This is a genomic window from Pseudomonas sp. NFACC14 (assembly GCF_900106885.1).
Taxonomy (GTDB): domain Bacteria; phylum Pseudomonadota; class Gammaproteobacteria; order Pseudomonadales; family Pseudomonadaceae; genus Aquipseudomonas; species Aquipseudomonas fluorescens_AA.
Map to the genome: position 1 here is coordinate 49,286 of NZ_FNOA01000015.1, position 23,660 is coordinate 72,945.

Here is a 23,660-nt window from a genome sequence, read left to right on the forward strand (position 1 = left end):
CACCCAATCCCCCTGTGGGAGCGAGCCTGCTCGCGATAGCTATATCCAGGTCACCCCCGGAACCGACTCATCCGCTTACTCAAGAACCCGAACATCTCCTGCCGCAACGCCAAAGCCTCATTGGCCAGATGATGCCGCCCTTCAGGCAACATCAACACCTGCGGCCGGTCGAACTTTGCGCGCAGCACTTGCAGGTTATGCGCCCAATCCACCGTCATGTCCGCTTGCCCCTGCACGATCAATGGCTGGCGCGGGCTGCTCGGGGCCGCTTCGATACGCTTGATCCATCGCGCCAATGCCCCCACCCAGGCAGTAGGCAGGCGCAGCGGTTGCAGCGGGTCGGCTTGCAGGAATGGCAGGAACTGCGGGTCGCTGGAGTTCTCGCTGAAACGCCGGGCGATACCGGTCACGAACGGCTTGAGCAAGTAATAACTCAGGCGCGACCAGCCCCAGGCCCGTGGCCGCACCAGGGGTGACAGCAGGATGACCTGGCCCTGGGCCGGACTCTGCGCCCCCTGGTTGAGCACGTGATCGACCACGATCGCCCCGCCGGTGCTTTGCCCGCACAGGTGCCAGGGGTGCGGCAGGTCCAGCGTCGCGGCCTCGGCCAACAGCCCCTGCAAGGTGGCCTGGTACTCGGCGAAATCCTCGATGCTGGCGCGTTCGCCGCTGGACAGGCCATGGCCCGGCAGGTCGCAGGCGATCACCGCGAACTTCTGCTCCAAGGCCCACTCGATCAAGTGCCGGTACAACCCCATGTGATCGTAGTAACCGTGGAACACAAACAATGTCGCCACGGCTTTCTCCGGCCACCAGACCTGGCTGACCAGCTCATACCCGCCCACCTCGAAACGCCCCAACCCTTTGCGCACACTGCGCAGGGGAAAATCCAGCCCATAGAACCGCTGGTAAGCCTGGGCTTGCTCGGACAGGGCTTGCCACCGGGCCAGCGGTTGCAGGCTGGCACGCAGGAGATCGGGGTCGAAAGTGGCAGGCATCAAGGTTTCCAGGCATGGGCGCATCGCGCGAAACAGACTTTACAGGCCTGCGATATTCATCTGTCGCGGCAAGCATGGCAAGCTACGCGGCTTCAGAGGATCGACTCCATGCGCCCGTCCCACCGCACGACCTTGCTTGCCAGCCTGCTTGCCCTCGGATGCGCCGTCGTCTTGTGGGTGGCCTACGACTGGTTCCAGGGCCGTTTCCTGCGGGCCTTCAGTCAACACACTGCGGTGTTTTCCGGCGACCCTCTGCGCCTGCCCACCGAGCTGGCCGGCCCTGGCGCGATCCGCCTGGTGCATTTCTGGGACCCGGCTTGCCCGTGCAACGTTGGCAACCAACAGCACCTGGCCGAACTGGTCGATAAGTATGTACCGCAAGGCGTTGAGTTTTATGCCGTGCAAAAAGCGGGCAGCCAAGGTCAACTGCCGGCCACATTGAACAGCCTGAAAACCCTCCCGACGCTTCCGGGTTCAAGCCAGATTCCTGCCAGCCCAGCGGTGGCGATCTGGGATCACAGCGGCCAGCTGGCGTATTTCGGCCCTTACAGTGAAGGTCTGACCTGCAATTCGAGCAACAGCTTCATCGAGCCGATTCTCGAAGCGTTGAGCGCTGGCCGGGCAGTCAATGCGACCCATACGATGGCGGTGGGTTGTTATTGTCCGTGGGGCGAGGACACATCCGCCAAAGAATAAGAAATCCCTCCGAGGGGCGATGCGCAGGAAAACAGTGGCATGCTAAACAGGGAATCAACAGCGAGACCATGGAACCGCTGTCATCAGAATAAGGAATCACCATGAAACGCACCCTCATCGCCTTCCTGTCACTGGTCGTCACCGCCATCATCGTCGCGGGCGGCTACCTCTACAGCAAGCAGCCCACCCGCCAGGGCACGATGCAGGTGCAAGGGCTCCAGGGCTCGGTGACGGTGCGCTACGACGAGCGTGGGGTGCCGCATATCCGCGCCGAGAACGAAACCGACCTGTACCGCGCCCTCGGCTATGTCCATGCCCAGGACCGGCTGTTCCAGATGGAGATCATGCGTCGTCTCGCCCGGGGCGAACTGGCGGAGGTGCTGGGGCCGAAGCTGCTCGACACCGACAAACTGATGCGCAGCCTGCGCATTCGCGAGCGCGCCGCGGCCTATGTGACCGAACAAGACCCGCAATCTCCGGCCTGGGTCGCCATGCAGGCCTACCTGGACGGGATCAACGCCTACCAGGACAGCCACACCCGGCCCGTGGAGTTCGATGTGCTGGGCATTCCCAAGCGCCCCTTTACGGCCGAAGACACCGTGAGCATTACCGGCTACATGGCCTACAGCTTCGCGGCGGCGTTCCGTACCGAACCGCTGCTGACCTACGTGCGCGATCAACTGGGCGCCGAGTACCTGAACATCTTCGACCTCGACTGGCAGCCCCAGGGCGTGCTGGCCGACGGTCCCAAGCGCGGCCTGCCCCTGGCCGCCGCCGACTGGAAAGACCTCAATGCCCTGGCCCGCCTGAGCGAACAGGCCCTGGCGGAAAACGGCCTGCCGCAGTTCGAGGGCAGTAACGCCTGGGCGGTCGCCGGCAGCCGTACCCACAGCGGCAAGCCGTTGCTGGCGGGCGACCCGCATATCCGTTTTTCCACGCCGTCGGTGTGGTACGAGGCGCACCTGTCCGCGCCGGGCTTCGAACTCTACGGGCACTATCAAGCCTTGATGCCCTTTGCGACGCTGGGCATGAACAAGGATTTCGGCTGGAGCATCACCATGTTCCAGAACGACGACCTGGACCTGATCGCCGAGAAGGTCAATCCGGACAACCCCGAGCAGGTCTGGTACCGCGACCAATGGGTGGACATGACCCGCAGCGAACAGCAGATCGCGGTCAAGGGCCAGGCGCCGGTGACGCTGGTGCTGCGCCAGTCGCCCCACGGTCCGATCGTCAACGATGCCCTCGGTGCGAACGCCGGCAAGACCCCGGTCGCCATGTGGTGGGGGTTCCTGGAAAGTCGCAATCCGATCCTCGACGCCTTTTACCAGCTCAACCGCGCCGATACCCTGGCCAAGGCCCGTGGCGCCTCGGCCCAGATCCATGCCCCTGGGCTGAACGTGGTGTGGGCCAATGCCAAGGGCGATATCGGCTGGTGGGCCGCCGCGCAACTGCCCAAGCGCCCCGCCGGCGTGAAGTCCGGGTTCATCCTCGATGGCAGCAGCGCGGAATCGGAAAAGGAAGGCTTCTACCCGTTCAGCAGCAACCCCCAGGAAGAGAACCCGGCGCGGGGCTACATCGTCTCGGCCAACTTCCAGCCCGTGCCGGCCAGCGGCATCGAGATCCCCGGTTACTACAACCTCGCCGACCGCGGCCAGCAACTCAACCAGCAGCTCAGCGACAAGCAGGCGAAATGGGACATCCAAAGCACCCAGAAGCTGCAACTGGGCACCACCACCGCCTACGGCCCTCGCGTGCTCGCGCCGTTGTTGCCGGTGCTGCGTGAAGTGGTCAGCGACCCGCAGGAACGCAAATGGGTGGAACAACTGGCCCAATGGCCGGGCGATTACCCGCTGGACTCCATCAGCGCCACGCTGTTCAACCAGTTCCTGTTCAACCTGGCCGACGCCGCCCTGCACGATGAACTGGGCGATGGGTTCTTCGACACCGCGCTGTCGACCCGGGTGATCGACGCGGCCCTGCCACGCCTGGCGGCCTCGAAGGATTCACCCTGGTGGGATGACCGCACGACCCTGGGCACCGAAACCCGTGCCGACACGGTGAGTGTCGCCTGGAAGAAAAGCCTGGCGCACCTGCGGGCCACCCTGGGCGACGATGCCACGCAATGGCAATGGGGCAAGGCTCACACCCTGACCCATGGTCATCCGCTGGGCCAGCAAAAGCCGCTGGACCGTGTCTTCAACGTGGGGCCGTTTGCCGCCCCTGGTACCCATGAAGTGCCCAACAACCTCTCCGCCAGGATCGGCCCGGCGCCGTGGCCGGTAACCTACGGGCCTTCGACCCGGCGCATCATCGACTTCGCCGACCCAAGCCATAGCGTCACCATCAACCCCGTCGGCCAGAGCGGCGTGCCGTTCGACAAGCATTACGAGGATCAGGCCGAGGCGTACATCGAAGGGGTCTATTACCAGGCGCACCTGGCCGAGGAAGAAGTGGTCGCCAATACTCGCGCCACCCTCAAGCTACTGCCGGCCCGGGCGCCCTGAACCGGGCGTGCCGATCTTTTTCATCGCTGAACCGGGCTTGATCGTCACGGATGGTCAAGACTACAGGGGCTCACCTCCCGCCTCTTTCACAGGAGTCAACGCTATGTTCAATAACTGGTCCGAACTGCTGCCCACCATCAAGAGCGCCTTTGGCGCCCTGGGCAAGAGCAATCCGAAGATGGTCAAGGCCTACATGGCCTTGGACGAAGCCGCGGCTGAAAACAACGTGCTCGATGCCAAGACCCGCGAGCTGATCTCCATCGCCGTGGCCATCACCACACGCTGCGACGGCTGCATTGGCGTACACACCGACGCCGCCATCAAGGCCGGCGCCACCCGCGAAGAAATCGCCGCCACCCTAGCCACTGCCGTGTCATTGAATGCCGGCGCGGCGTACATCTATTCCCTGCGAGCCCTGGAGGCCCATGACGCGTTGAAGAAGTGAGCGGCTGACACCTACGCCAGCGCAGCGAAATTCAGCCTGAATTGCTGCGGCGTCACACCCAGCCTGCGATTGAATACGCCGCGCATGTGCTGGGCATCGCGAAAGCCACATTGCCAAGCCACGGTCTTGAGCGGGGCGCGGGTGCTTTCCAGCATCACCCGCGCCGCGTCCACCCGGGCCTGCTCGACGAACTCCGCCGGCGTGATCTTCGCTTCCCGGGTGAACACCCGAGAGAAGTTACGCGGGCTCATGTTCGCGGCATTGGCCAGGTCGGCGATGGTCAGGTCACCGTTCAGGTGCGCCAGGACATACGCCTGGACCTGGGCCACGGTGGACGTCGGCTCAGCGTGGGGTGCGAGAAAAGGGCTGAATTGCGACTGCCCGCCCGAGCGCTGGGTAAACACCACCAGCCGCTTGGCAACACTCAGGGCAACGTCCGGGCCATGGTCCTGGGCCAGCAGGAACAGGGAAAGGTCGATCCCCGCGCTCACCCCGGCCGAGGTGTAGAGCTGGCAATCCTGCACGTACAAACGATCCGCTTCGACCCGGGTCGAGGGACACAGCTGCGCCAGCGCCGCGGCGTCACCCCAATGGGTGGTGGCGGTCCGCCCCTCCAGCAATCCGGCCCGGGCCAGCATGAAAGCGCCGTTGCAGATCGAACCAAAGCGCCGCGCCCGCCCGCAGGCTTCCCGCAGCCAGGCATCGAATACCGCGCCAAAGTGCATCAACGGCAACTGCGGTCCGCCCGCCACCAATAGCAGGTCGTACGCCTGCGAAGCGGCGCTGAAGTGTCGATGCGGATTGAGGGACAAGCCATTGGAACAAGACATCGCGCCCTGTTCGACGCCGATCACTTCAAGCCGATAGTGATCCTCGGCGACCAGGAACCGATTGGCTTCGCTGAACACGTCCATGGGCCCGGTAACGTCCAGCGCCTGGACGCCTGGGAATACCACGACGGCGACGACTTTCTGCATGGTGCTCGCTTGCCTTCGAGTGGAACGACTCCAGCACCCTAGCCAATTCGCGTCTCGCAAGCCACCCTGGCACGAAACCCAGGCTTATTGGCAAGGATCGCAGCCATGGGAACATTGTTCGACTACCTCCCGGCGAACAGACTGAAACCCTCGGCGCCGCACTGGCCCATCGTCAAGAGGAGAACAGCATGAACAGCATCGCCGGCATCAAGATCCCCGACAGTACCCTTGCCCGGGCCACCACCGAATACATCCGCGATATCGAGTCCGACTTGCTGTACCACCACTCTCGCCGGGTATTTCTGTTCGGCGCCTTGAGTGGCCAGCGTCGGCAATTGGCCTACAACCCGGAGTTGCTATATGTCGGGGCGATGTTCCACGACCTGGGCCTGGTGGCAGGCCATCGCAGCGACGATGAGCGTTTCGAAGTGGACGGTGCGAACGCGGCCGCAGCGTTTCTCAAGCCCTACGGGTTGAGTGATGACGATATCGAACAGGTATGGCTCTCCATCGCCCTGCACACCACGCCAGGCGTGCCCAAACACCTGCGCCCCACCGTCGCCCTGGTGACCGCCGGAGTGGAGATGGACGTGCTGGGCATGGACTACGCCGCGTTCCCGGCAGCGCAGCGAGACGCCGTGGTGCATGCTCATCCGCGCGGGGAAGGGTTCAAGGAATGCATCATCTGCGCCTTCGCCGACGGTTTGCGGCATCGTCCGCAGACCACCTTTGGCAACGTGAAGACCGACGTGCTGGTGGATCAGGAACCTGGGTTCAAGCCAATGAACTTTGTCGAAATCATCCGTACATCGCCTTGGAGCTCATAACCTGCCTCGCCTGTTCTTTGGCCGTACCACCGCCATCGCGAGCAGGCTCGCTCCCACATCGGAATGACGGCGGTTCGCAGACTTACAGGCAACCCAAAAAACTTGTGGGAGCGAGCCTGCTCGCGAAGGCGGACTGACATTCAACCTTTTCGTCGACTGTCACGCCGCTATCGCGAGCAAGCTCGCTCCCACAATGGGGGTCTGCGTTCGGCTGCGGATTTGTAGGCGACACAAAAAAACTGTGGGAGCGAGCCTGCTCGCGAAGGCGGACTGGCATTCAACCTTTTCGTCGACTGTAACGCCGCTATCGCGAGCAAGCTCGCTCCCACAATGGGGGTCTGCGTTTGGCTGCGGATTTGTAGGCGCCCCAAAAAACTGTGGGAGCGAGCTTGCTCGCGATGGCGACCTGACAGTCAATCTCTTCATTGACTGTTACACCGCTTTCGCGAGCAAGCCCGCTCCCACAGGTAGAGCTGTGTCGGGTTAGACCGGTGCGGTCTCGGCTCGGCGGACTTCCGGTTGTTTCCAGGAGTCGGCGGCGCTTTCTTCGATGGCTTGCTGGATCGCGCGCTTGCGACTCTCTTCGGCGCGGCGGCTGAAGTACCAGACCAGGAAGGTCACCAGCGACACCGCCAACAGGATCAGGCTCGCCACGGCGTTGATCTCCGGCTTCACGCCCAGGCGCACGGCCGAGAAGACTTCCATCGGCAAGGTCGTCGAGCCGGGGCCGGAGACGAAACTCGCCAGCACCAGGTCATCCAGGGACAACGCGAACGACATCATGCCCCCCGCCGCCAGCGACGGCGCGATCATCGGGATGGTGATCAGAAAGAACACCTTCCACGGCCGGGCACCGAGGTCCATGGCCGCCTCTTCGATGGACAGGTCCAGCTCACGCAAGCGTGCCGAGACCACCACCGCCACATAGGCCGCACAGAACGTGGTGTGGGCGATCCAGATCGTGACGATGCCACGCTCCTGGGGCCAGCCAATCATCTGCGCCATGGCGACGAACAGCAGCAACAGCGACAGGCCGGTGATGACTTCCGGCATCACCAGCGGCGCGGTGACCAGGCCGCCGAACAGCGTGCGGCCCTTGAAGTGGGTGATGCGGGTCAACACGAAGGCCGCCAGCGTCCCCAGGGCCACCGCGGCAATCGCCGTGTAGCAGGCGATTTCCAGCGAGCGCACCACCGAGCCCATCAACTGACTGTTGTCCAGCAGGCCGACGTACCACTTGACCGACCAACCACCCCACACCGTCACCAGTTTCGAGGCGTTGAACGAATAGATCACCAGGATCAGCATCGGTGCGTAGATGAACAGCAAACCCAGCACCAGCATCAGGCTTGAAAAACTGAAGCGCTTCATTCCTTGCCCTCCATTTCTTTGGCCTGACTGCGGTTGAACAGGATGATGGGCACGATCAGGATCGCCAGCATCACCACCGCCAGGGCGGATGCCACCGGCCAGTCTCGGTTATTGAAGAATTCCTGCCACAGCACTTTGCCGATCATCAGGGTTTCCGGGCCGCCCAGCAGTTCCGGGATCACGAACTCGCCCACCACGGGGATGAACACCAGCATGCAACCGGCGACGATGCCGTTCTTGGACAACGGCACGGTGATTTTCCAGAAGCTGTTGAAGGTGCTCGAGCCCAGGTCCGACGCGGCCTCCAACAAGCTGGCGTCATGTTTCACCAGGTTGGCGTACAACGGCAGGATCATGAACGGCAGGTAGGAGTAGACGACCCCGATATACACCGCCAGGTTGGTGTTGAGGATCTGCAGCGGTTCGCTGATCCAACCCATGCTCAGCAAAAAGCCGTTGAGCAAGCCGTTGTTGCTGAGGATGCCCATCCAGGCGTAGACGCGGATCAGGATCGCGGTCCAGGTCGGCATCATGATCAGCAGCACCAGCACCGTCTGCATCTCTTTGCGGGCATTGGCGATGCCATAGGCCATCGGGTAGCCGATCAACAGGCACAAGACCGTGCTGATCAGGGCCATTTTCAGCGAGCCGAGGTAGGCGGCGATGTACAGCTCGTCCTCGCTCAGCATCGCGTAGTTGGCGAGGTTGAGCAGCACTTGCAGCTTCTGGTCGACGTAGCTGTAGATCTCGGTGTACGGCGGGATGGCCACGTCGGCTTCGGCAAAGCTGATCTTCAGGACGATGAAGAACGGCAGCATGAAGAACAGGAACAGCCAGATGAAGGGCACCCCGATGACCAGTTGGCGGCCACCGGGCGTTATTCGATCGAGTCGGCGTTTGAGTTTGCGCATGTTCATGAGCGAAGCACCACGCCGCTGTCGTCTTCCCACCAGACGAACACCTGGTCGCCCCAGGTCGGGCGCTGGCCACGGCGTTCGGCGTTGGCGACGAAGGACTGCACCAGCTTGCCGCTCGGCAGCTCGACGTAGAACACCGAGTGGCCGCCCAGGTAGGCGATGTCATGGACCTTGCCGCTGGACCAGTTGTGCTCGCAGGTCGGCGGCTCGGAAGTGACCAGCAGTTTTTCCGGGCGAATGGCGTAGGTCACGGACTTGTCCTGCACCGAGGTGCTGATGCCGTGGCCGACGTAGATGTTGCGGTCCAGGTCCTTGCAGGTCAGCACCGCGTGGCCTTCGGCGTCCTCCACCACTTCGGTCTCGAAGATGTTGACGTTGCCGATGAACTCGCAGACCAGCCGGCTGGTCGGGGTCTCGTAGATGTCGATCGGGCTGCCGATCTGGGCGATCCAGCCCAGGTGCATGATCGCGATACGTTCGGCCATGGTCATGGCCTCTTCCTGGTCGTGGGTCACCATGACGCAGGTCACGCCAACCCGCTCGATGATCTCCACCAGCTCCAGTTGCATCTGCGAGCGCAGTTTTTTATCCAGCGCGCCCATCGGCTCGTCGAGCAGCAACAGCTTCGGGCGCTTGGCCAGGGAACGGGCCAGGGCCACACGCTGGCGCTGGCCGCCGGAGAGCTGGTGTGGTTTGCGCTTGGCGTACTGGCTCATCTGCACCAGCTTGAGCATCTCCGCCACGCGGGCATCGATCTCGGCCTTCGGGATCTTGTCCTGTTGCAGGCCGAAGGCGATGTTCTGTGCCACGGTCATGTGCGGGAACAGGGCGTAGGACTGGAACATCATGTTGATCGGCCGCTCATAGGGCGGCATGTCGGTGATGTCCACACCGTCGAGGAAAATCCGCCCCTCGGTGGGCCGCTCGAAACCGGCCAGCATGCGCAGCAAGGTGGATTTGCCCGATCCCGAACCGCCGAGCAAGGCGAAGATCTCGCCTTTCTTGATTTCCAGGGACACATCGTCCACGGCAATCGTCTCGTCGAACTTCTTCGTGACCCGGTCGATTTTGACCAGCACCTGCTTGGGTGTCTGGTCGCCCTCGAGGGCTTTCTTATAGGCGCCGGAGGCAACTGCCATTTACGAAACTCCCACAGAATTTGCAGTTCGCCCCACGCGGACGAACAAGAGTGTTGAGGTTATTTACCCGACTTGACCTTGGTCCAGCTGCGGGTCATGAGGCGTTGGATCTTGGGCGGCAACTCGGAGTTGACGTAGAGCTTGTCGACGACCGCTTGCGGTGGATAAACCGCTTCATCGGTGCGAACTTTCTGGTCCATCAGCTCGCCAGCCTTCGGGTTCGGGTTGGCATAACCGACAACGTCGCTGACCTGGGCGATGACCTCAGGCTTGAGCACATAGTTGATGAAGGCATGCGCTTGCTTGACGTTGGTGGCGTCACGCGGGATCGCCAGCATGTCGAACCAGAGATTGCCGCCTTCTTTGGGAATCACGTAGGCGATGTTGACGCCCTTGCCGGCCTCGCTGGCACGAGCGCGGGCCTGGAAGATGTCGCCGGAGAAACCGGCCGCCACGCAGATCTCGCCATTGGCGAGGTCGGAGATGTACTTGGAGGAATTGAAATAGGTCACGTAAGGCCGGATCTTGAGCAGCTGCGCCTCGGCCTTCTTGTAATCTTCGGGGTCTTCGCTATTGGGGTTCAGGCCCAGGTAATTGAGCATCGCCGGGATCATTTCGTCGCCCGAGTCGAGGAACGAAACGCCGCAGCTGGAGAGCTTCTTGATGTTCTCCGGTTCGAACAGCATGGCCCACGAATCGATCTTCTCGACGCCCAGGACCGCCTTGATCTTCTCGACGTTATAACCGATGCCGTTGGTGCCCCAGAGGTAAGGCACGGCGTACTGGTTGCCCGGGTCGTTTTTTTCCAGGCGCTTGAGCAGCACAGGGTCGAGGTTGGCGTAGTTGGGCAACTGCGCCTTGTCGAGCTTCTGGAACGCCCCGGCCTTGATCTGCTTGCCCAGGAAGTGGTTGGACGGCACGACCACGTCGTAGCCGGTACGCCCGGCCAGCAACTTGCCTTCCAGGGTTTCGTTGGAGTCGAACACGTCATACACCGGCTTGATGCCAGTGGCTTTTTCGAAATCCGCCAGGGTGGTCTCGCCAATGTAGTCCGACCAATTATAAATATGCACGGTGGAAGCGGCCTGGACACTGACGGCGAGCGTCAGGCCGGCACCGACCAGCAAGGCGTTGCGTAACAAAGAAAAGACTGGCACGTGGAGGTCCTCTTAAATAGTTGGGCCCAAGTTGCCCCCGTTACTTGGCCACGATGGACCCTGCAACAAAACCGGCGCGCAACTTACCCTCGATAAACCGATCCAGCAAAACTTTTAGTTATTGAGTGGCTCCTGTTGCCGCCGCCGCGATGCCAGCGACAACAGGAGGATGCTTCAGACCGGCTTATTTACCGGATTTGATCTTGGTCCAGCTACGAGTCAGGATCCGCTGGGTCGCAGGCGGCAGATCGCTGATGGCGTACAGCTTGGCCTTCACTTCGTCCGATGGGTAAATGCTCGGGTCACCGGAGATTTCCTTGTCCACCAACGCGGTGGCGGCCTTGTTGCCGTTAGGGAAACGCACGCTGTCGGTGATCTGCGCCATGATTTCCGGCTGCATGATGAAGTTCATCCATTTATAAGCGGCCTCGACATTTTCGGCATCCTTGGGAATGGCGACCATGTCGTAGAACGAACCGGCACCTTCCTTGGGAATGGTGTAGGCCACTTTCACTTTGCCGCCAGCCTCGGCAGCACGGCTCTTGGATTGCTCGATATCACCCGAGTAACCCACGGCGACGCAGATGTTGCCGTTGGCCAGGTCGGAAATGTATTTGGAAGAGTGGAAGTAACCGATCGATGGACGCAACTTGAGGAACAGTGCTTCGGCCTCGGCCAGTTGCTTCTTGTCCTGGCTGTCGGTCGGATAGCCAAGGTAATGCAGGGCCACCGGAATCATTTCGGTTGGCGAATCGAGGAAGCTCACGCCGCAGCTCTTGAGCTTGGCGATGTTCTCGGGCTTGAGCAGGGTGTCCCAGGAATCGATCTTGTCGACGCCCAATGCGGCCTTGACCTTCTCGGGGTTGTAACCGATGCCGATGGTGCCCCACATGTAAGGGAAGGCGTGCTTGTTGCCCTGGTCGCTGGCATCGCCGACGGCCTTGAGCAGGTCGGTGTCCAGGTTCTTCCAGTTCGGCAGCTTGGACTTGTCCAGCTCCTGGTAGACCCCGGCCTTGATCTGCTTGGCCAGGAAGTTGTTCGACGGCACCACGATGTCATAACCGGACTTGCCGGCCAGCAACTTGGCTTCCAGGGTTTCGTTGCTGTCGAACACGTCGTAGACGACTTTGATCCCCGTTTCTTTCTCGAACTTGGCGACGGTGTCCGGTGCAATGTAGTCGGACCAGTTGTAGACATGCAGCACTTTGTCGTCCGCCTGGACGGCGCCCGCCATCACGCCCATCAGGGACATGGCGAGGAGGGTCTTGCCAGCTATCTTCATACCTAATGCCTTCATGGATTGATGCTCCGGTTATTCTTTTTAGCCACGTTCAGTAGCCGGCTCGCGGGCAACTTGAACAGTCGGTAGTCTGGCAAGTTACAGGGCAGGCTTTCAACACAAGCCCAGCCTTTTGTTCACGCTGGGCGAGGCCCTTGCAGGCACCCCGCTCAGAGCCTAGCACTTAGCCCTGCAACGCATTGAGCGTCAGGTCCAGGCACTGCCGCGCCTTGGTCACCAATTCATCGATCTCGGCCTTGCTGATCACCAGCGGCGGCGCAATGATCATGGTGTCGCCCACCGCGCGCATGATCAGCCCGTTATCGAAGCAGAACTGCCGGCAGATCATGCCCACGCCCTTGCCTTCGTAGCGTTTGCGCGTGGCCTTGTCCTGGACCAGTTCGATCGCCCCCAGCAAACCGACCCCGCGTACTTCACCCACCAGCGGATGATCGTTCAGTTCCCGCAAACGCTTCTGCAAATAGGGTGCCGTTTCGCTGTGGACACGCTCGATGATCTTCTCGTCGCGCAGGATGCGGATGTTTTCCAGGGCCACCGCCGCGGCCACCGGGTGACCGGAGTAGGTAAACCCGTGGTTGAAGTCACCGCCTTCGTTGAGCACCGCGACCACGTCGTCGCGCACGATCAGCCCGCCCATGGGGATATAGCCGGAGGTCAGGCCCTTGGCGATGGTCATCATGTGCGGTTTCAACCCGTAATGGTCGGTACCGAACCACTCACCGGTGCGGCCGAAGCCACAGATCACTTCGTCAGCCACGAACAGAATGTCGTACTTGGCGAGGATTTCCTTCATGCGTGGCCAGTAGCTGTCCGGCGGCACGATCACGCCACCGGCGCCCTGGATCGGCTCGGCGATGAAGGCCCCGACGTTGTCCACGCCGATCTCCAGGATCTTCTCTTCCAACTGGTTGGCCGCCCACACGCCGAACTCCTCGGGGCTCATGTCGCCGCCTTCGCCGAACCAGTAAGGCTGGGCGATGTGGACAATGCCCGGGATCGGCAGGTCGCCCTGCTCGTGCATGTAGGTCATGCCGCCCAGGCTCGCGCCGGCGACGGTCGAACCGTGATAACCGTTCTTGCGGCTGATGATGACTTTCTTGTTCGGCTGGCCCTTGATCGCCCAATAGTGGCGGACCATGCGCAACATGGTGTCGTTGCCCTCGGAGCCGGAGCCGGTGAAGAACACGTGGTTCATGCCTTCAGGGGCGATGTCGGCGATGGCTTTGGACAATTCCAGCACCGGCGGGTGGGCCGTCTGGAAGAACAGGTTGTAGTACGGCAGTTCGCGCATCTGCTGGCTGGCGGCGTCAGCCAGTTCCTCGCGGCCATAACCGACGGCCACGCACCAGAGGCCGGCCATGCCGTCGAGGATCTTGTTGCCTTCACTGTCCCAGAGGTAGACGCCCTTGGCGTGGGTGATGATGCGCGGGCCTTTCTCTTTGAGCTGCTTGAAATCGCTGAACGGCGCCAAGTGATGATCGTTGCTCAGGGCCTGCCATTCACGGGTTTGCGGGTTATTGCGGGTCATGCGAATTCTCCTGTTATCGGTGGGGGCGAAGCTGCCTGAAGCAGCCTCGCCCGGCGCTTCAGACGGCAAAGAGCAGGAATTCCCGCTCCCACGAACTGATGACGCGCTTGAAGTTTTCATGCTCGGCCCGCTTGACCGCGACGTAGCCCGTGATGAATTTCTTGCCCAGGTATTTCTCGATGGTGGTGCTGTTTTCCATGCGTTCCAGGGCGTCTTCGATGGTCAGCGGCAAACGCAGGTTGCGGCGTTCGTAGCCACGGCCCACCACCGGCGCGCTCGGGTCGATGCCTTCGACCATGCCGATGAAGCCACACAGCAGGCTGGCGGCAATCGCCAGGTACGGGTTGGCGTCGGCGCCCGGCAAGCGGTTTTCCACCCGACGGTTCTGCGGCCCGGCATCCGGCACGCGCAGGCCCACGGTGCGGTTCTCTTCGCCCCATTCCACGTTCACCGGTGCCGAGGTGTCCGGCAGGAAGCGGCGGAACGAGTTGACGTTGGGGGCGAACAGCGGCAACAGCTCGGGGATGAACTTCTGCAAGCCACCGATATGGTGCAGGAACAGATCGCTCATGGTCCCGTCTTCATTGGAGAAGACGTTCTTGCCGGTTTCCTTGTCGATGATGCTCTGGTGCAGGTGCATCGCACTGCCCGGCTCGCCGGTCATGGGCTTGGCCATGAAGGTGGCGGCCACGTCGTGCTTGAGTGCCGCCTCGCGCATGGTGCGCTTGAACACCAGAATCTGGTCGGCCAGGGACAGGGCATCGCCGTGACGGAAATTGATTTCCATCTGCGCCGTGCCGTCCTCGTGGATCAGGGTATCGAGGTCCAGCTCCTGCAGTTCGCACCAGTCGTAGACGTCTTCGAACAGCGGATCGAATTCGTTGGCCGCTTCGATCGAGAAGGACTGGCGACCGGTTTCCGGGCGGCCGGAGCGACCAATGGGCGGTTGCAGCGGAAAGTCCGGGTCGTCGCTGCGCTTGGTCAGGTAGAACTCCATTTCCGGCGCGACGATAGGCTGCCAACCTTTGTCGGCATAGAGCTTGAGCACTTTCTTGAGCACGTTGCGCGGCGACAGCTCGATGGGGTTGCCCTGCTTGTCGTAGGCGTCGTGGATGACCTGGGCGGTGGGCTCGATGGCCCAGGGCACAAGGAACACAGCGTTCTCGTCCGGGCGGCAGATCATGTCGATGTCAGCCGGGTCGAGCAGCTCGTAATAGATGTCGTCTTCGACATAGTCGCCCGTAACGGTCTGGAGCAGAACGCTCTCAGGCAGGCGCATGCCTTTCTCGGCGATGAACTTGTTGGTCGGCGAGATCTTGCCCCGGGTGATACCGGTCAGGTCGCCAATCATGCATTCGACTTCTGTGATCTTGTGGTCTTTCAACCAATCGGTGAGCTGGTCGAGGTTGTTACTCATAAATGCCTCTAGGCGTGAGTTTCCTGACGGCTATTAGTCGTCAGGCGTTGTTTGACGCATCCGCGTCGCGTTGTGTTGCCCTTGCTCGGCAGGCATCGCCAAATGCCTGGAAAATCGCAAGGTAGTGCGGGTTAGAGCTTACCTCCCATTCAGGGTGCCATTGCACACCTAAAGCAAAAGCCTTGCCTTCTGGCACTGAAACAGCCTCGATCAGGCCATCGGGCGCCACCGCTTCGGCCCGCAGCCCGGGCGCCAGGCGCTCGATGCCCTGGCTGTGGATCGAGTTGACCTCAATCGACTGGGGCAGCCCCAGGCCTGCCAGTATGCCGCCAGGCTGGATGTGCACGGCGTGGGCCGGACCGTATTGGACCTCCACCGATTGAGTATCGTCTTCACGATGATCGATGAACGTTCCGACTTCATGAACTTTCTGATGCAGGCTGCCGCCAAAGGCTACGTTCATCTCCTGGAAACCACGACAAATGCCCAGCACCGGGACGCCCGCCTCGACAGCGGCGCGGATCAGCGGCAGGGTGGTGGCGTCCCGCGCAGGATCATGGGCAGTGCCCGGCGCGCTGGCTGGGCCCTGATAATGAAAAGGTTCTACATTGGAAGGAGAGCCGGTCAGAAGAATGCCGTCCAGGGCGTCCAGAATATCGGACGGAGAGAACAGATCCGCCAGGGACGGGACCAGCACTGGCAAGCCCTTGGCGGCTGTCGCGACAGCCCGGGCATATTTATCGCCGCTGGTGTGATAAGCATGCAGACCGATCTGCCTGGAGCAGGTGGTGACGCCGATTAACGGCAGGCGAGACATGAAGCACCCCGGTATTATTGCTGTTATGGGTTTGAATCGAGCTTAGCCTTGTTCATTTTTTTACACAACACCCCCGTAAAAAATACAACACGGCCCGCTCAAGCCTGCGGGCGCCAAGGCCCCTAAAGGGAAAAAAACGCCCTAAATTGCCTCAAAAAAGCCCTGCAGGTGCTTTTTTAGGGCAAAAAAGGCCCTGCTTGACTTCGGCATGCCGTTCGGGTTGACTGGCTTTCGAAGAGATCAATGATTGATATTTTTAACAACAAAGGTGTTGCATCATGTCGGTACCCCCGCGTGCCGTTCAGCTTAACGAAGCGAACGCGTTCCTTAAGGAACATCCTGAGGTTCTGTACGTTGACCTTCTGATTGCGGATATGAATGGTGTGGTGCGCGGCAAGCGCATAGAACGCACCAGCCTCCACAAGGTTTACGAGAAAGGCATCAACCTGCCGGCCTCTTTATTTGCTCTGGATATCAATGGCTCTACGGTGGAAAGCACCGGCCTGGGCCTGGACATCGGTGATGCTGACCGGATCTGTTATCCAATTCCTGACACCCTGTGCAACGAGCCCTGGCAGAAGCGCCCGACTGCGCAACTGTTGATGACCATGCACGAACTCGAAGGCGAACCTTTCTTCGCCGACCCGCGTGAAGTCCTGCGCCAGGTCGTGACCAAGTTCGATGAACTGGGCCTGACCATCTGCGCCGCATTCGAGCTGGAGTTCTACCTGATCGACCAGGAGAACGTGAATGGACGCCCACAACCGCCTCGCTCGCCGATTTCCGGCAAACGCCCGCATTCGACACAGGTCTACCTGATCGATGACCTCGACGAATACGTCGATTGCCTCCAGGACATTCTGGAAGGGGCCAAGGAGCAAGGCATTCCCGCCGACGCCATCGTCAAGGAAAGTGCCCCGGCGCAGTTCGAAGTGAACCTGCACCACGTGGCCGATCCGATCAAGGCTTGCGACTATGCGGTCCTGCTCAAGCGCCTGATCAAGAACATCGCCTACGACCATGAAATGGACACCACCTTCATGGCCAAGCCGTATCCGGGCCAGGCGGGCAATGGGTTGCACGTCCACATTTCGATTCTGGATAAAGACGGCAAGAATATCTTTGCCAGCGAGGATCCCGAGCAGAACGCCGCACTGCGTCACGCGATCGGCGGTGTGCTCGAGACCCTGCCCGCGCAGATGGCTTTCCTCTGCCCGAACGTCAACTCCTACCGTCGTTTCGGCGCACAGTTCTACGTGCCGAACTCGCCGACCTGGGGCCTGGACAACCGCACCGTGGCCTTGCGCGTGCCGACCGGTTCGGCCGATGCCGTGCGCCTGGAACACCGCGTCGCCGGTGCCGATGCCAACCCGTACCTGCTGATGGCGGCCGTGTTGGCGGGCGTGCACCATGGCCTGGTCAACAAAATCGAGCCCGGTGCGCCGGTGGAAGGCAACAGCTACGAGCAAAACGAGCAAAGCCTGCCGAACAACTTGCGCGATGCCCTGCGCGAGCTCGACGACAGTGAAGTCATGGCCAAGTACATCGATCCGAAATACATCGATATCTTCGTGGCCTGCAAGGAGAGCGAGCTGGAGGAGTTCGAACACTCCATCTCCGACCTCGAGTACAACTGGTACCTGCATACCGTGTAAGCGGTTGCGGTAAAAAAGAAACGCCGCAGGCCTTCGGGGCTGCGGCGTTTTTTTTTTGCACTTGGGTGGATGGCCGCCTTCGGCGGATCGCGAGCAAGCTCGCTCCCACACTGTGTTAGGTGATGCCTTCAACATCCCGGCCACCGCCATCCCCTGTGGGAGCGAGCTTGCTCGCGATGGGGCCCTTTCAGTCAACACTCATCAGTGCCTGTCCCACCGCCATCCCCCTGTGAGAGCAAGGCAGCCGGGAAGACAACACCGGACCCGGCTCGTACAATGCCCGGCAGCCCCGCAGGAGAGCTTCATGACACGCATCGCCACACCCCGCAAACCCCGCGCACGCAGCCAGGCCCGGATCGACACCATTCTCGATGCCGCCCGTACGCTGCTTGCCGCCGAAGGCGTGGCCAGCCTGTCGATCTACAGCGTCGCCGAGCGCGCCGGGATCCCGCCCTCTTCCGTGTACCACTTCTTCGCCAGCGTCCCGGCCCTGCTCGAAGCCCTGACCGCCGACGTCCACGCCGCTTTTCGCGCGGGCCTGCAAGCACCGATCGATCATGCGGCGCTGAACCATTGGCACGACCTGTCACGGCTGGTGGAACAGCGCATGCTCGCCATCTACAACCAGGACGCCGCCGCTCGCCAACTGATTCTGGCCCAGCACGGCCTGACCGAAGTCACCCAGGCCGACCGCCAACACGACCTCGAGCTGAGTGACTTGATGCACAAGGTGTTCGATCACCATTTCGCCCTGCCGCCCCTGCCCGGCGACGTCGATGTGTTCGCCCTGGCCATGGAGTTGGGCGACCGCGTCTACGCCCGCTCGATACAGCAGCACGGCCAGATCACCCCGCGCATGGCCGAAGAGGGCATGCGAGTGTTCGATGCGTACCTGGGGCTGTACCTGCCGCCGTATCTACCCAAGCGTGAAACGCCCTGAATCGTGGCGAGGGAGCTTGCTCCCGCTGGGCTGCGCAGCAGCCCCCTCCCTACCTCACCAAAGCCGCATCACAGACCGCCAAGAAACCAAAAAGCCCCGAAGGGCTCACGCCGTCCGGGGCTGTGGGTGAAGCATCGTTCACAACTTGGCGATAGACACCTCGGTGGATTTGACGAAGGCGATCACTTCGCTGCCGATCGCCAGTTCCAGCTCCTTGACCGAGCGGGTGGTGATGACCGACGTGACGATGCCGGAAGCGGTCTGCACGTCGATTTCCGACAGTACGTCGCCTTCGACGATTTCCTTGATGGTGCCTTTGAACTGGTTGCGTACGTTGATGGCTTTGATAGTCATGGTGTCGATTCCTGTCTGGATGAAGTTATTGCGCCCAACGCAACTGCGTGGGCAAGGGTGAAACGGGTTCGGGGTCCGGCGGTTGGCCGGGCAAGGACAGCACACGGTTGAGGACTTCGGTTTCCAGGCTCGCCAGGCGATGAGAGCCGCGAGCCCGTGGACGCGGCAGGTCGATGGCCAGGTCGAGGCCGATCTGGCCGTCCTCGATCAGGATCACCCGATCGGCAATCGCCACCGCTTCGCTGACGTCGTGGGTCACCAGCAACACCGTGAAGCCGTGCTGCCGCCAGAGGTTTTCGATCAGTTGCTGCATCTCGATACGGGTCAGGGCGTCCAGCGCTCCCAAGGGTTCGTCGAGCAACAACAGCCGGGGCTTATGAATCAATGCACGGGCCAGGGCCACCCGTTGCTTCTGGCCGCCGGACAGCGCCGCCGGCCACTCATGGGCGCGGTCGGCCAGGCCCACCGCTTCCAGTGCCTGCAACGCTTGCGGGCGCCAATTGCCCTTGAGGCCGAGGCCGACGTTATCGATGATTTTTTTCCAGGGCAGCAAACGTGCCTCCTGGAACATCAGCCGCGTGTCTTCCCGTGCATCACTCAACGACGCCGAACCGGCCAACAGCTGTCCACCGGTGGGCTGATCGAGGCCAGCCAATAAACGCAGCAAGGTACTTTTGCCACAGCCACTGCGACCGACCACGGCCACGAACTGACCGGCCGGAATATGCAGGTCGATATCGCGCAATACCTGGCGCGTGCCGAAGGTTTTTTGCAGCTTGCGCACCGCCAGCGGGATGCCACGCAGCAGATGCGCAGGTTGTTGGGCGGTCATGCCACACCTCCCTTGTTCACTTGGTACGCCGGGTGCCAGCGCAGCCAGACCCGCTCAAGCCCGCGAGCGGCCAGGTCGGCCAATTTGCCCAGCACGGCGTACAGGAGAATCGCCAGCACCACCACATCGGTCTGCAGGAACTCCCGGGCATTCATCGCCAGGTAACCGATGCCGGAGCTGGCCGAGATGGTTTCCGCCACGATCAGCGTCAGCCACATGAAACCCAGGGCAAAGCGCACGCCCACCAGGATCGAAGGCAAGGCACCCGGCAGGATCACCTGGCGAAACAGGCTGAAGCCGGACAAGCCGTAGCTGCGGGACATCTCCACCAGCGCCGGATCGACGTTGCGAATCCCGTGGTAGGTGTTGAGGTAGATGGGGAACAACGTGCCCAGGGCCACCAGGAAAATCTTCGCCGACTCGTCGATGCCGAACCACAGGATCACCAGCGGAATCAGCGCCAGGTGCGGGACATTCCTGACCATTTGCACGGAGCTGTCCAGCAGGCGTTCGCCCCATTTCGACAAACCGGTGATGAAGCCCAGGGTCAGGCCGATGCCGCCGCCGATCAGGAAACCGACCGCTGCGCGCCAACCGCTGATTGCCAGGTGCGTCCAGATTTCGCCGCTGCGCACCAGGTTGACCCCGGCTTCGATCACGGCCACCGGTGCCGGGAGGATCCGCGTGGACAACCAGCCGGCCGATACCGACAGTTGCCAGACCGCCAGCAACAGCAGCGGCACCACCCAGGGCGCGAGGTTGTGGATGATTTTCTTCATGGCCGCCTCAGCTCTGGGACGCGGCTTTGGGCAGGATGTCGTTGGCGACCATTTCGCCGAACGGGCTCACATAACCCTGGCTTTTCGGCAGCTCAGGGCGCTCCACGTCCAGGTGCGGGAACAACAGTTCCGCCACGCGATAGGACTCTTCCAGGTGTGGATAACCGGAAAAGATAAAGGTGTCGATGCCCAGGTCGGCGTACTCCTTGACTCGCGCCGCCACGGTCGGGCCATCGCCCACCAGCGCCGTACCGGCACCGCCGCGCACCAGGCCGACACCGGCCCAGAGGTTGGGGCTGACTTCCAGCTTGTCGCGACGGCCACCGTGCAGGGCGGCCATGCGTTGCTGGCCCACCGAATCGAAGCGCGCCAGGGAGGCCTGGGCACGGGCGATGGTGTCATCGTCCAGGTGGGAGATCAGCCGGTCGGCCGCCTGCCAGGCTTCGGCGTTGGTTTCCCGCACGATCACATGCAGGCGAATACCGAAGCGCACGGTACGGCCCAGCTTCGCCGCCTTGGCCCGTACCTGGGCGATTTTTTCCGCCACGGCCTCGGGCGGCTCTCCCCAGGTCAGCACCATTTCCACTTGCTCGGCCGCCAGGTCCTGGGCGGCTTCCGACGAGCCGCCGAAATACAGCGGCGGACGCGGTTGCTGGATCGGCGGATAGAGCAGCTTGGCGCCCTTCACACTGATGTGCTCGCCGTCGTAATCCACGGTCTCGCCTTCCAGCACCCGGCGCCAGATGCGGGTGAACTCCACTGAGGCCTGGTAGCGTTGCTCGTGGTCGAGGAACAGGCCATCGCCGGCCAGTTCGTCCGGGTCACCGCCGGTCACCAGGTTGAACAACGCCCGCCCGCCGGACAAGCGGTCGAGGGTCGCGGCCTGACGCGCCGCCACCGTCGGGGAAATGATCCCGGGGCGCAGGGCCACGAGGAATTTCAAGCGCTGGGTCACGGGAATCAACGACGCGGCCACCAGCCAGGAATCCTCGCAGGAACGCCCGGTGGGGATCAGCACACCGCCGAAGCCCAGTCGATCCGCCGCCTGGGCGACCTGCTGCAGGTAACCGTGATCGACGGCGCGGGCGCCTTCGGCAGTGCCAAGGTAATGGCCGTCGCCGTGGGTAGGCAGGAACCAGAAGATATTGAGGCTCATGGAGTGGTCTCCTAAAGGAATCGAATTACTGCGCGTTCGCAACGGCCGCCGGCGGCGTCCAGATCACGTCCTTGATGCTCAAGGGCTTGGGAATCAATTTGAGCTGGTAGAAGCTGTCGGCGATTTTCTGTTGTGCCGCCACCACGTCCGGCGTGAGGAACAGCGCCCCATAGCCTTGGCGTTTCACCGACGTCAGGGTGATGTCCGCCGGCAGGCCCAGCAGCGGAGAGACCTGCTTGGTCACGTCTTCAGGGTTGGCCTTGGACCACTCGCCGACTGCGCGCACTTCCTCCACCAGGGTCGTGATGACCTGCGGGTGCTTCTGCGCATAGGGTTTGGTGGCGAGGTAGAACTGGTGGTTGTCGACGATGCCCTTGCCGTCACGCAGGGTGCGTGCCTGCAACTGTTGTTCGGCGGCAGCCTGGTACGGGTCCCAGATCACCCAGGCGTCCACGCTGCCCCGTTCGAATGCGGCACGGGCGTCGGCCGGCGGCAGGAACACGGTCTGGATATCGGAATACTTGAGGCCCGCGTCTTCCAGCGCCCGCACCAGCAGGTAGTGGACGTTGGAGCCTTTGTTCAGCGCGACTTTCTTGCCCTTCAGGTCTTGCACCGACTGGATGGCCGAGCCCTTGGGCACAAGGATGGCTTCACTGGTGGGCGCCGGTGGTTCGTAAGCGACATAAAGCAGATCGGCGCCCGCGGCCTGGGCAAACACCGGCGGGGTTTCACCGGTCACGCCAAAGTCGATGGAGCCGACGTTCAAGCCTTCCAGCAGCTGCGGGCCGCCGGGGAACTCGGTCCATTGCACGTCCACGCCTTGGGCGGCGAGGCGTTTCTCCAACGAGCCCTTGGCCTTGAGCAGCACCAGGGTGCCGTATTTCTGATAACCGATCCGCAAGGTCTCGGCTTGAGCTTGAGCGATGACGCCGAGGGACATAGCCGCAGCAAACAGAGCGACCAGCCCGCGACGCAAAATGACAGTGCGCATGGCGCCTCTCCTTTCTGCTGTGGGGTTTTGGCTGCACCTGCTGGGCCGTTGGCGGCTGAGTAAGGTGAGTTGAATCAGGGTATTCGGGGTTCAAATGCTCCAGCGAGCACTCAGCAAACGTTCGTTCAATACATTGGGGTCCAGCGGCCTGGGCCGACGGGCCATAGCACTGAAAAACTGTTCCAGCGCCTCGTCCAGGCGCTGTTGCAGGGCCGGCGTCAATTGCGCCTGGGCGCTGCCTTCGCCGTAAGCGATCTGGCTGTCTTCGGCAAAGATCCCGTGGAGCATTTCCTGGGCCTTGAGCGCCGACAACACCGGCTTGAGGGCGTAGTCCACCGCCAGCATATGGGCGATGCTGCCACCGGTTGCCATCGGCAACACCACTTTATGGGCCAGGGCGCGCTCGGGCAGCAGGTCCAGCACCGTCTTCAGCGCGCCGGAAAAAGACGCCTTGTACACCGGCGTGGCGATCAGCAGGCCATCGGCGTTTTCGATCTGCTGGAGCAGGTCGACCACCTTTGGGCTGTCGAAACGGGCATGGAGCAGATCTTCGGCCGGGAAGTCGCGCACCTGATAGCTCACCACTTCCACACCTTGCTGCTGCAACCAGCGTTGCGAACGTTCCAGCAGCACCCCTGAGCGGGAGCGTTGGCTGGGACTGCCACCGAGTGAGACGACCAACATGCCTACCCTTCCTTAACTGTCACGTGCGATTCGCGGCGGGCGATCTCGCTGCATGGGTCAAACCATAACAGGGGATTCATATATCTTTAAATCATATTTATTCATTTGGTTATGCAATTTTGAGATATACGATGTCCTTTTCCTTGGCGCAATAAAAAAGGCCGTCGAAACGG

The 23,660-nt window shown here is 61.8% G+C and carries 22 protein-coding genes; 6 read left to right on the forward strand and 16 right to left on the reverse strand.

What is annotated here, in order from left to right; all coding sequences use genetic code 11:
- Positions 1-50: 50 nt before the first annotated feature.
- On the reverse strand, positions 51-998 hold the full coding sequence (locus BLU85_RS20715; protein ID WP_092203133.1) for a phospholipase BipL: 948 nt from the start codon (positions 996-998) through the stop codon (positions 51-53).
- Between the two features lie 108 nt (positions 999-1,106).
- Here BLU85_RS20715 and BLU85_RS20720 point away from each other — a divergent pair, with 108 nt between their 5' ends.
- The 3 genes from BLU85_RS20720 (at position 1,107) to BLU85_RS20730 (ending at position 4,646) form a co-directional block, all read left to right on the forward strand.
- A complete protein-coding gene (locus BLU85_RS20720) occupies positions 1,107-1,694 on the forward strand; it encodes a DUF6436 domain-containing protein (RefSeq protein WP_092203135.1) in 588 nt (195 codons plus the stop codon).
- Between the two features lie 101 nt (positions 1,695-1,795).
- Positions 1,796-4,201 carry a penicillin acylase family protein gene (locus tag BLU85_RS20725; protein ID WP_092203137.1) on the forward strand — a complete coding sequence of 802 codons (2,406 nt, stop codon included), beginning with the start codon at positions 1,796-1,798 and terminating at the stop codon, positions 4,199-4,201.
- Between the two features lie 103 nt (positions 4,202-4,304).
- The gene (locus tag BLU85_RS20730; protein ID WP_014340738.1) at positions 4,305-4,646 is read left to right on the forward strand and encodes a carboxymuconolactone decarboxylase family protein; all 342 of its coding nucleotides are present in this window, start codon (positions 4,305-4,307) and stop codon (positions 4,644-4,646) included.
- Between the two features lie 11 nt (positions 4,647-4,657).
- On the opposite strand, the gene BLU85_RS20735 is transcribed toward BLU85_RS20730, so the two are convergent.
- Positions 4,658-5,623, reverse strand: coding sequence for a GlxA family transcriptional regulator (locus tag BLU85_RS20735; RefSeq protein WP_092203139.1), 966 nt, complete (start codon positions 5,621-5,623; stop codon positions 4,658-4,660).
- Positions 5,624-5,811: 188 nt separating this feature from the next.
- On the opposite strand from BLU85_RS20735, the gene BLU85_RS20740 reads away from it, so the two are divergent.
- A complete protein-coding gene (locus BLU85_RS20740; RefSeq protein WP_092203141.1) occupies positions 5,812-6,450 on the forward strand; it encodes an HD domain-containing protein in 639 nt (212 codons plus the stop codon).
- Between the two features lie 483 nt (positions 6,451-6,933).
- On the opposite strand, the gene BLU85_RS20745 is transcribed toward BLU85_RS20740, so the two are convergent.
- The 8 genes from BLU85_RS20745 to BLU85_RS20780 form a co-directional block, all read right to left on the reverse strand.
- On the reverse strand, positions 6,934-7,821 hold the full coding sequence (locus BLU85_RS20745) for an ABC transporter permease subunit (protein WP_092203143.1): 888 nt from the start codon (positions 7,819-7,821) through the stop codon (positions 6,934-6,936).
- Positions 7,818-8,738: an ABC transporter permease subunit gene (locus BLU85_RS20750; RefSeq protein WP_057449505.1), complete on the reverse strand. Its 921-nt coding sequence runs from the start codon at positions 8,736-8,738 to the stop codon at positions 7,818-7,820. Before BLU85_RS20750 ends, BLU85_RS20745 begins: the two co-directional genes overlap by 4 nt.
- Positions 8,735-9,877 carry an ABC transporter ATP-binding protein gene (locus BLU85_RS20755; protein WP_092203145.1) on the reverse strand — a complete coding sequence of 381 codons (1,143 nt, stop codon included), beginning with the start codon at positions 9,875-9,877 and terminating at the stop codon, positions 8,735-8,737. Before BLU85_RS20755 ends, BLU85_RS20750 begins: the two co-directional genes overlap by 4 nt.
- A gap of 59 nt (positions 9,878-9,936) precedes the next feature.
- Complete coding sequence (locus BLU85_RS20760; protein ID WP_060740158.1) at positions 9,937-11,034, reverse strand: polyamine ABC transporter substrate-binding protein; 1,098 nt, start codon at positions 11,032-11,034, stop codon at positions 9,937-9,939.
- 184 nt (positions 11,035-11,218) lie between these two features.
- Positions 11,219-12,316 carry a polyamine ABC transporter substrate-binding protein gene (locus BLU85_RS20765; RefSeq protein ID WP_092203147.1) on the reverse strand — a complete coding sequence of 366 codons (1,098 nt, stop codon included), beginning with the start codon at positions 12,314-12,316 and terminating at the stop codon, positions 11,219-11,221.
- 181 nt (positions 12,317-12,497) lie between these two features.
- Positions 12,498-13,862 (reverse strand): aspartate aminotransferase family protein, encoded by a 1,365-nt coding sequence (locus BLU85_RS20770; protein WP_092203149.1) that lies wholly within the window; start codon positions 13,860-13,862, stop codon positions 12,498-12,500.
- A gap of 58 nt (positions 13,863-13,920) precedes the next feature.
- On the reverse strand, positions 13,921-15,279 hold the full coding sequence (locus BLU85_RS20775; protein ID WP_060740155.1) for a glutamine synthetase family protein: 1,359 nt from the start codon (positions 15,277-15,279) through the stop codon (positions 13,921-13,923).
- Positions 15,280-15,319: 40 nt separating this feature from the next.
- Positions 15,320-16,096, reverse strand: coding sequence for a gamma-glutamyl-gamma-aminobutyrate hydrolase family protein (locus tag BLU85_RS20780; RefSeq protein WP_092203151.1), 777 nt, complete (start codon positions 16,094-16,096; stop codon positions 15,320-15,322).
- 278 nt (positions 16,097-16,374) lie between these two features.
- Between BLU85_RS20780 and BLU85_RS20785 the strand changes: the two genes are divergently transcribed.
- Both BLU85_RS20785 and BLU85_RS20790 read left to right on the forward strand, forming a co-directional pair.
- Positions 16,375-17,751 (forward strand): glutamine synthetase family protein, encoded by a 1,377-nt coding sequence (locus tag BLU85_RS20785; RefSeq protein ID WP_025216023.1) that lies wholly within the window; start codon positions 16,375-16,377, stop codon positions 17,749-17,751.
- A gap of 304 nt (positions 17,752-18,055) precedes the next feature.
- Positions 18,056-18,691, forward strand: coding sequence for a TetR/AcrR family transcriptional regulator (locus BLU85_RS20790; protein WP_092203153.1), 636 nt, complete (start codon positions 18,056-18,058; stop codon positions 18,689-18,691).
- A 138-nt stretch (positions 18,692-18,829) separates the two neighbouring features.
- Here BLU85_RS20790 and BLU85_RS20795 read toward each other — a convergent pair whose 3' ends face one another.
- The 6 genes from BLU85_RS20795 to ssuE form a co-directional block, all read right to left on the reverse strand.
- Complete coding sequence (locus tag BLU85_RS20795) at positions 18,830-19,045, reverse strand: TOBE domain-containing protein (RefSeq protein ID WP_003177394.1); 216 nt, start codon at positions 19,043-19,045, stop codon at positions 18,830-18,832.
- A 25-nt stretch (positions 19,046-19,070) separates the two neighbouring features.
- Positions 19,071-19,877, reverse strand: a complete 807-nt coding sequence (gene ssuB / locus BLU85_RS20800) for an aliphatic sulfonates ABC transporter ATP-binding protein (protein ID WP_092203155.1) — start codon at positions 19,875-19,877, stop codon at positions 19,071-19,073.
- Positions 19,874-20,656, reverse strand: coding sequence for an aliphatic sulfonate ABC transporter permease SsuC (gene ssuC, locus BLU85_RS20805; protein ID WP_092203157.1), 783 nt, complete (start codon positions 20,654-20,656; stop codon positions 19,874-19,876). The genes ssuB and ssuC overlap by 4 nt, the downstream gene beginning before the upstream one ends.
- 7 nt (positions 20,657-20,663) lie before the next feature.
- Positions 20,664-21,812: an FMNH2-dependent alkanesulfonate monooxygenase gene (gene ssuD, locus BLU85_RS20810; RefSeq protein ID WP_092203159.1), complete on the reverse strand. Its 1,149-nt coding sequence runs from the start codon at positions 21,810-21,812 to the stop codon at positions 20,664-20,666.
- Positions 21,813-21,837: 25 nt separating this feature from the next.
- The gene (locus tag BLU85_RS20815; protein WP_092203161.1) at positions 21,838-22,803 is read right to left on the reverse strand and encodes a sulfonate ABC transporter substrate-binding protein; all 966 of its coding nucleotides are present in this window, start codon (positions 22,801-22,803) and stop codon (positions 21,838-21,840) included.
- A 90-nt stretch (positions 22,804-22,893) separates the two neighbouring features.
- Positions 22,894-23,487, reverse strand: a complete 594-nt coding sequence (gene ssuE / locus BLU85_RS20820; RefSeq protein ID WP_092203163.1) for an NADPH-dependent FMN reductase — start codon at positions 23,485-23,487, stop codon at positions 22,894-22,896.
- Positions 23,488-23,660 lie beyond the last annotated feature (173 nt).

What these genes read in the sequence shown, in the direction of transcription:
- BLU85_RS20725 (WP_092203137.1), top strand. Translation starts at nt 1,796, where the DNA reads ATGAAACGCACCCTCATCGCCTTCCTGTCACTGGTCGTCACCGCCATC.
- BLU85_RS20780 (WP_092203151.1), bottom strand. Translation starts at nt 16,096, where the DNA reads ATGTCTCGCCTGCCGTTAATCGGCGTCACCACCTGCTCCAGGCAGATC.
- BLU85_RS20770 (WP_092203149.1), bottom strand. Translation starts at nt 13,862, where the DNA reads ATGACCCGCAATAACCCGCAAACCCGTGAATGGCAGGCCCTGAGCAAC.
- BLU85_RS20775 (WP_060740155.1), bottom strand. Translation starts at nt 15,279, where the DNA reads ATGAGTAACAACCTCGACCAGCTCACCGATTGGTTGAAAGACCACAAG.
- BLU85_RS20790 (WP_092203153.1), top strand. Translation starts at nt 18,056, where the DNA reads ATGACACGCATCGCCACACCCCGCAAACCCCGCGCACGCAGCCAGGCC.
- BLU85_RS20750 (WP_057449505.1), bottom strand. Translation starts at nt 8,738, where the DNA reads ATGAACATGCGCAAACTCAAACGCCGACTCGATCGAATAACGCCCGGT.
- BLU85_RS20785 (WP_025216023.1), top strand. Translation starts at nt 16,375, where the DNA reads ATGTCGGTACCCCCGCGTGCCGTTCAGCTTAACGAAGCGAACGCGTTC.
- BLU85_RS20755 (WP_092203145.1), bottom strand. Translation starts at nt 9,877, where the DNA reads ATGGCAGTTGCCTCCGGCGCCTATAAGAAAGCCCTCGAGGGCGACCAG.
- BLU85_RS20715 (WP_092203133.1), bottom strand. Translation starts at nt 998, where the DNA reads ATGCCTGCCACTTTCGACCCCGATCTCCTGCGTGCCAGCCTGCAACCG.
- BLU85_RS20745 (WP_092203143.1), bottom strand. Translation starts at nt 7,821, where the DNA reads ATGAAGCGCTTCAGTTTTTCAAGCCTGATGCTGGTGCTGGGTTTGCTG.
- BLU85_RS20730 (WP_014340738.1), top strand. Translation starts at nt 4,305, where the DNA reads ATGTTCAATAACTGGTCCGAACTGCTGCCCACCATCAAGAGCGCCTTT.
- BLU85_RS20795 (WP_003177394.1), bottom strand. Translation starts at nt 19,045, where the DNA reads ATGACTATCAAAGCCATCAACGTACGCAACCAGTTCAAAGGCACCATC.
- ssuD (WP_092203159.1), bottom strand. Translation starts at nt 21,812, where the DNA reads ATGAGCCTCAATATCTTCTGGTTCCTGCCTACCCACGGCGACGGCCAT.
- BLU85_RS20735 (WP_092203139.1), bottom strand. Translation starts at nt 5,623, where the DNA reads ATGCAGAAAGTCGTCGCCGTCGTGGTATTCCCAGGCGTCCAGGCGCTG.
- ssuC (WP_092203157.1), bottom strand. Translation starts at nt 20,656, where the DNA reads ATGAAGAAAATCATCCACAACCTCGCGCCCTGGGTGGTGCCGCTGCTG.
- ssuB (WP_092203155.1), bottom strand. Translation starts at nt 19,877, where the DNA reads ATGACCGCCCAACAACCTGCGCATCTGCTGCGTGGCATCCCGCTGGCG.
- BLU85_RS20815 (WP_092203161.1), bottom strand. Translation starts at nt 22,803, where the DNA reads ATGCGCACTGTCATTTTGCGTCGCGGGCTGGTCGCTCTGTTTGCTGCG.
- BLU85_RS20765 (WP_092203147.1), bottom strand. Translation starts at nt 12,316, where the DNA reads ATGAAGATAGCTGGCAAGACCCTCCTCGCCATGTCCCTGATGGGCGTG.
- BLU85_RS20740 (WP_092203141.1), top strand. Translation starts at nt 5,812, where the DNA reads ATGAACAGCATCGCCGGCATCAAGATCCCCGACAGTACCCTTGCCCGG.
- BLU85_RS20720 (WP_092203135.1), top strand. Translation starts at nt 1,107, where the DNA reads ATGCGCCCGTCCCACCGCACGACCTTGCTTGCCAGCCTGCTTGCCCTC.
- ssuE (WP_092203163.1), bottom strand. Translation starts at nt 23,487, where the DNA reads ATGTTGGTCGTCTCACTCGGTGGCAGTCCCAGCCAACGCTCCCGCTCA.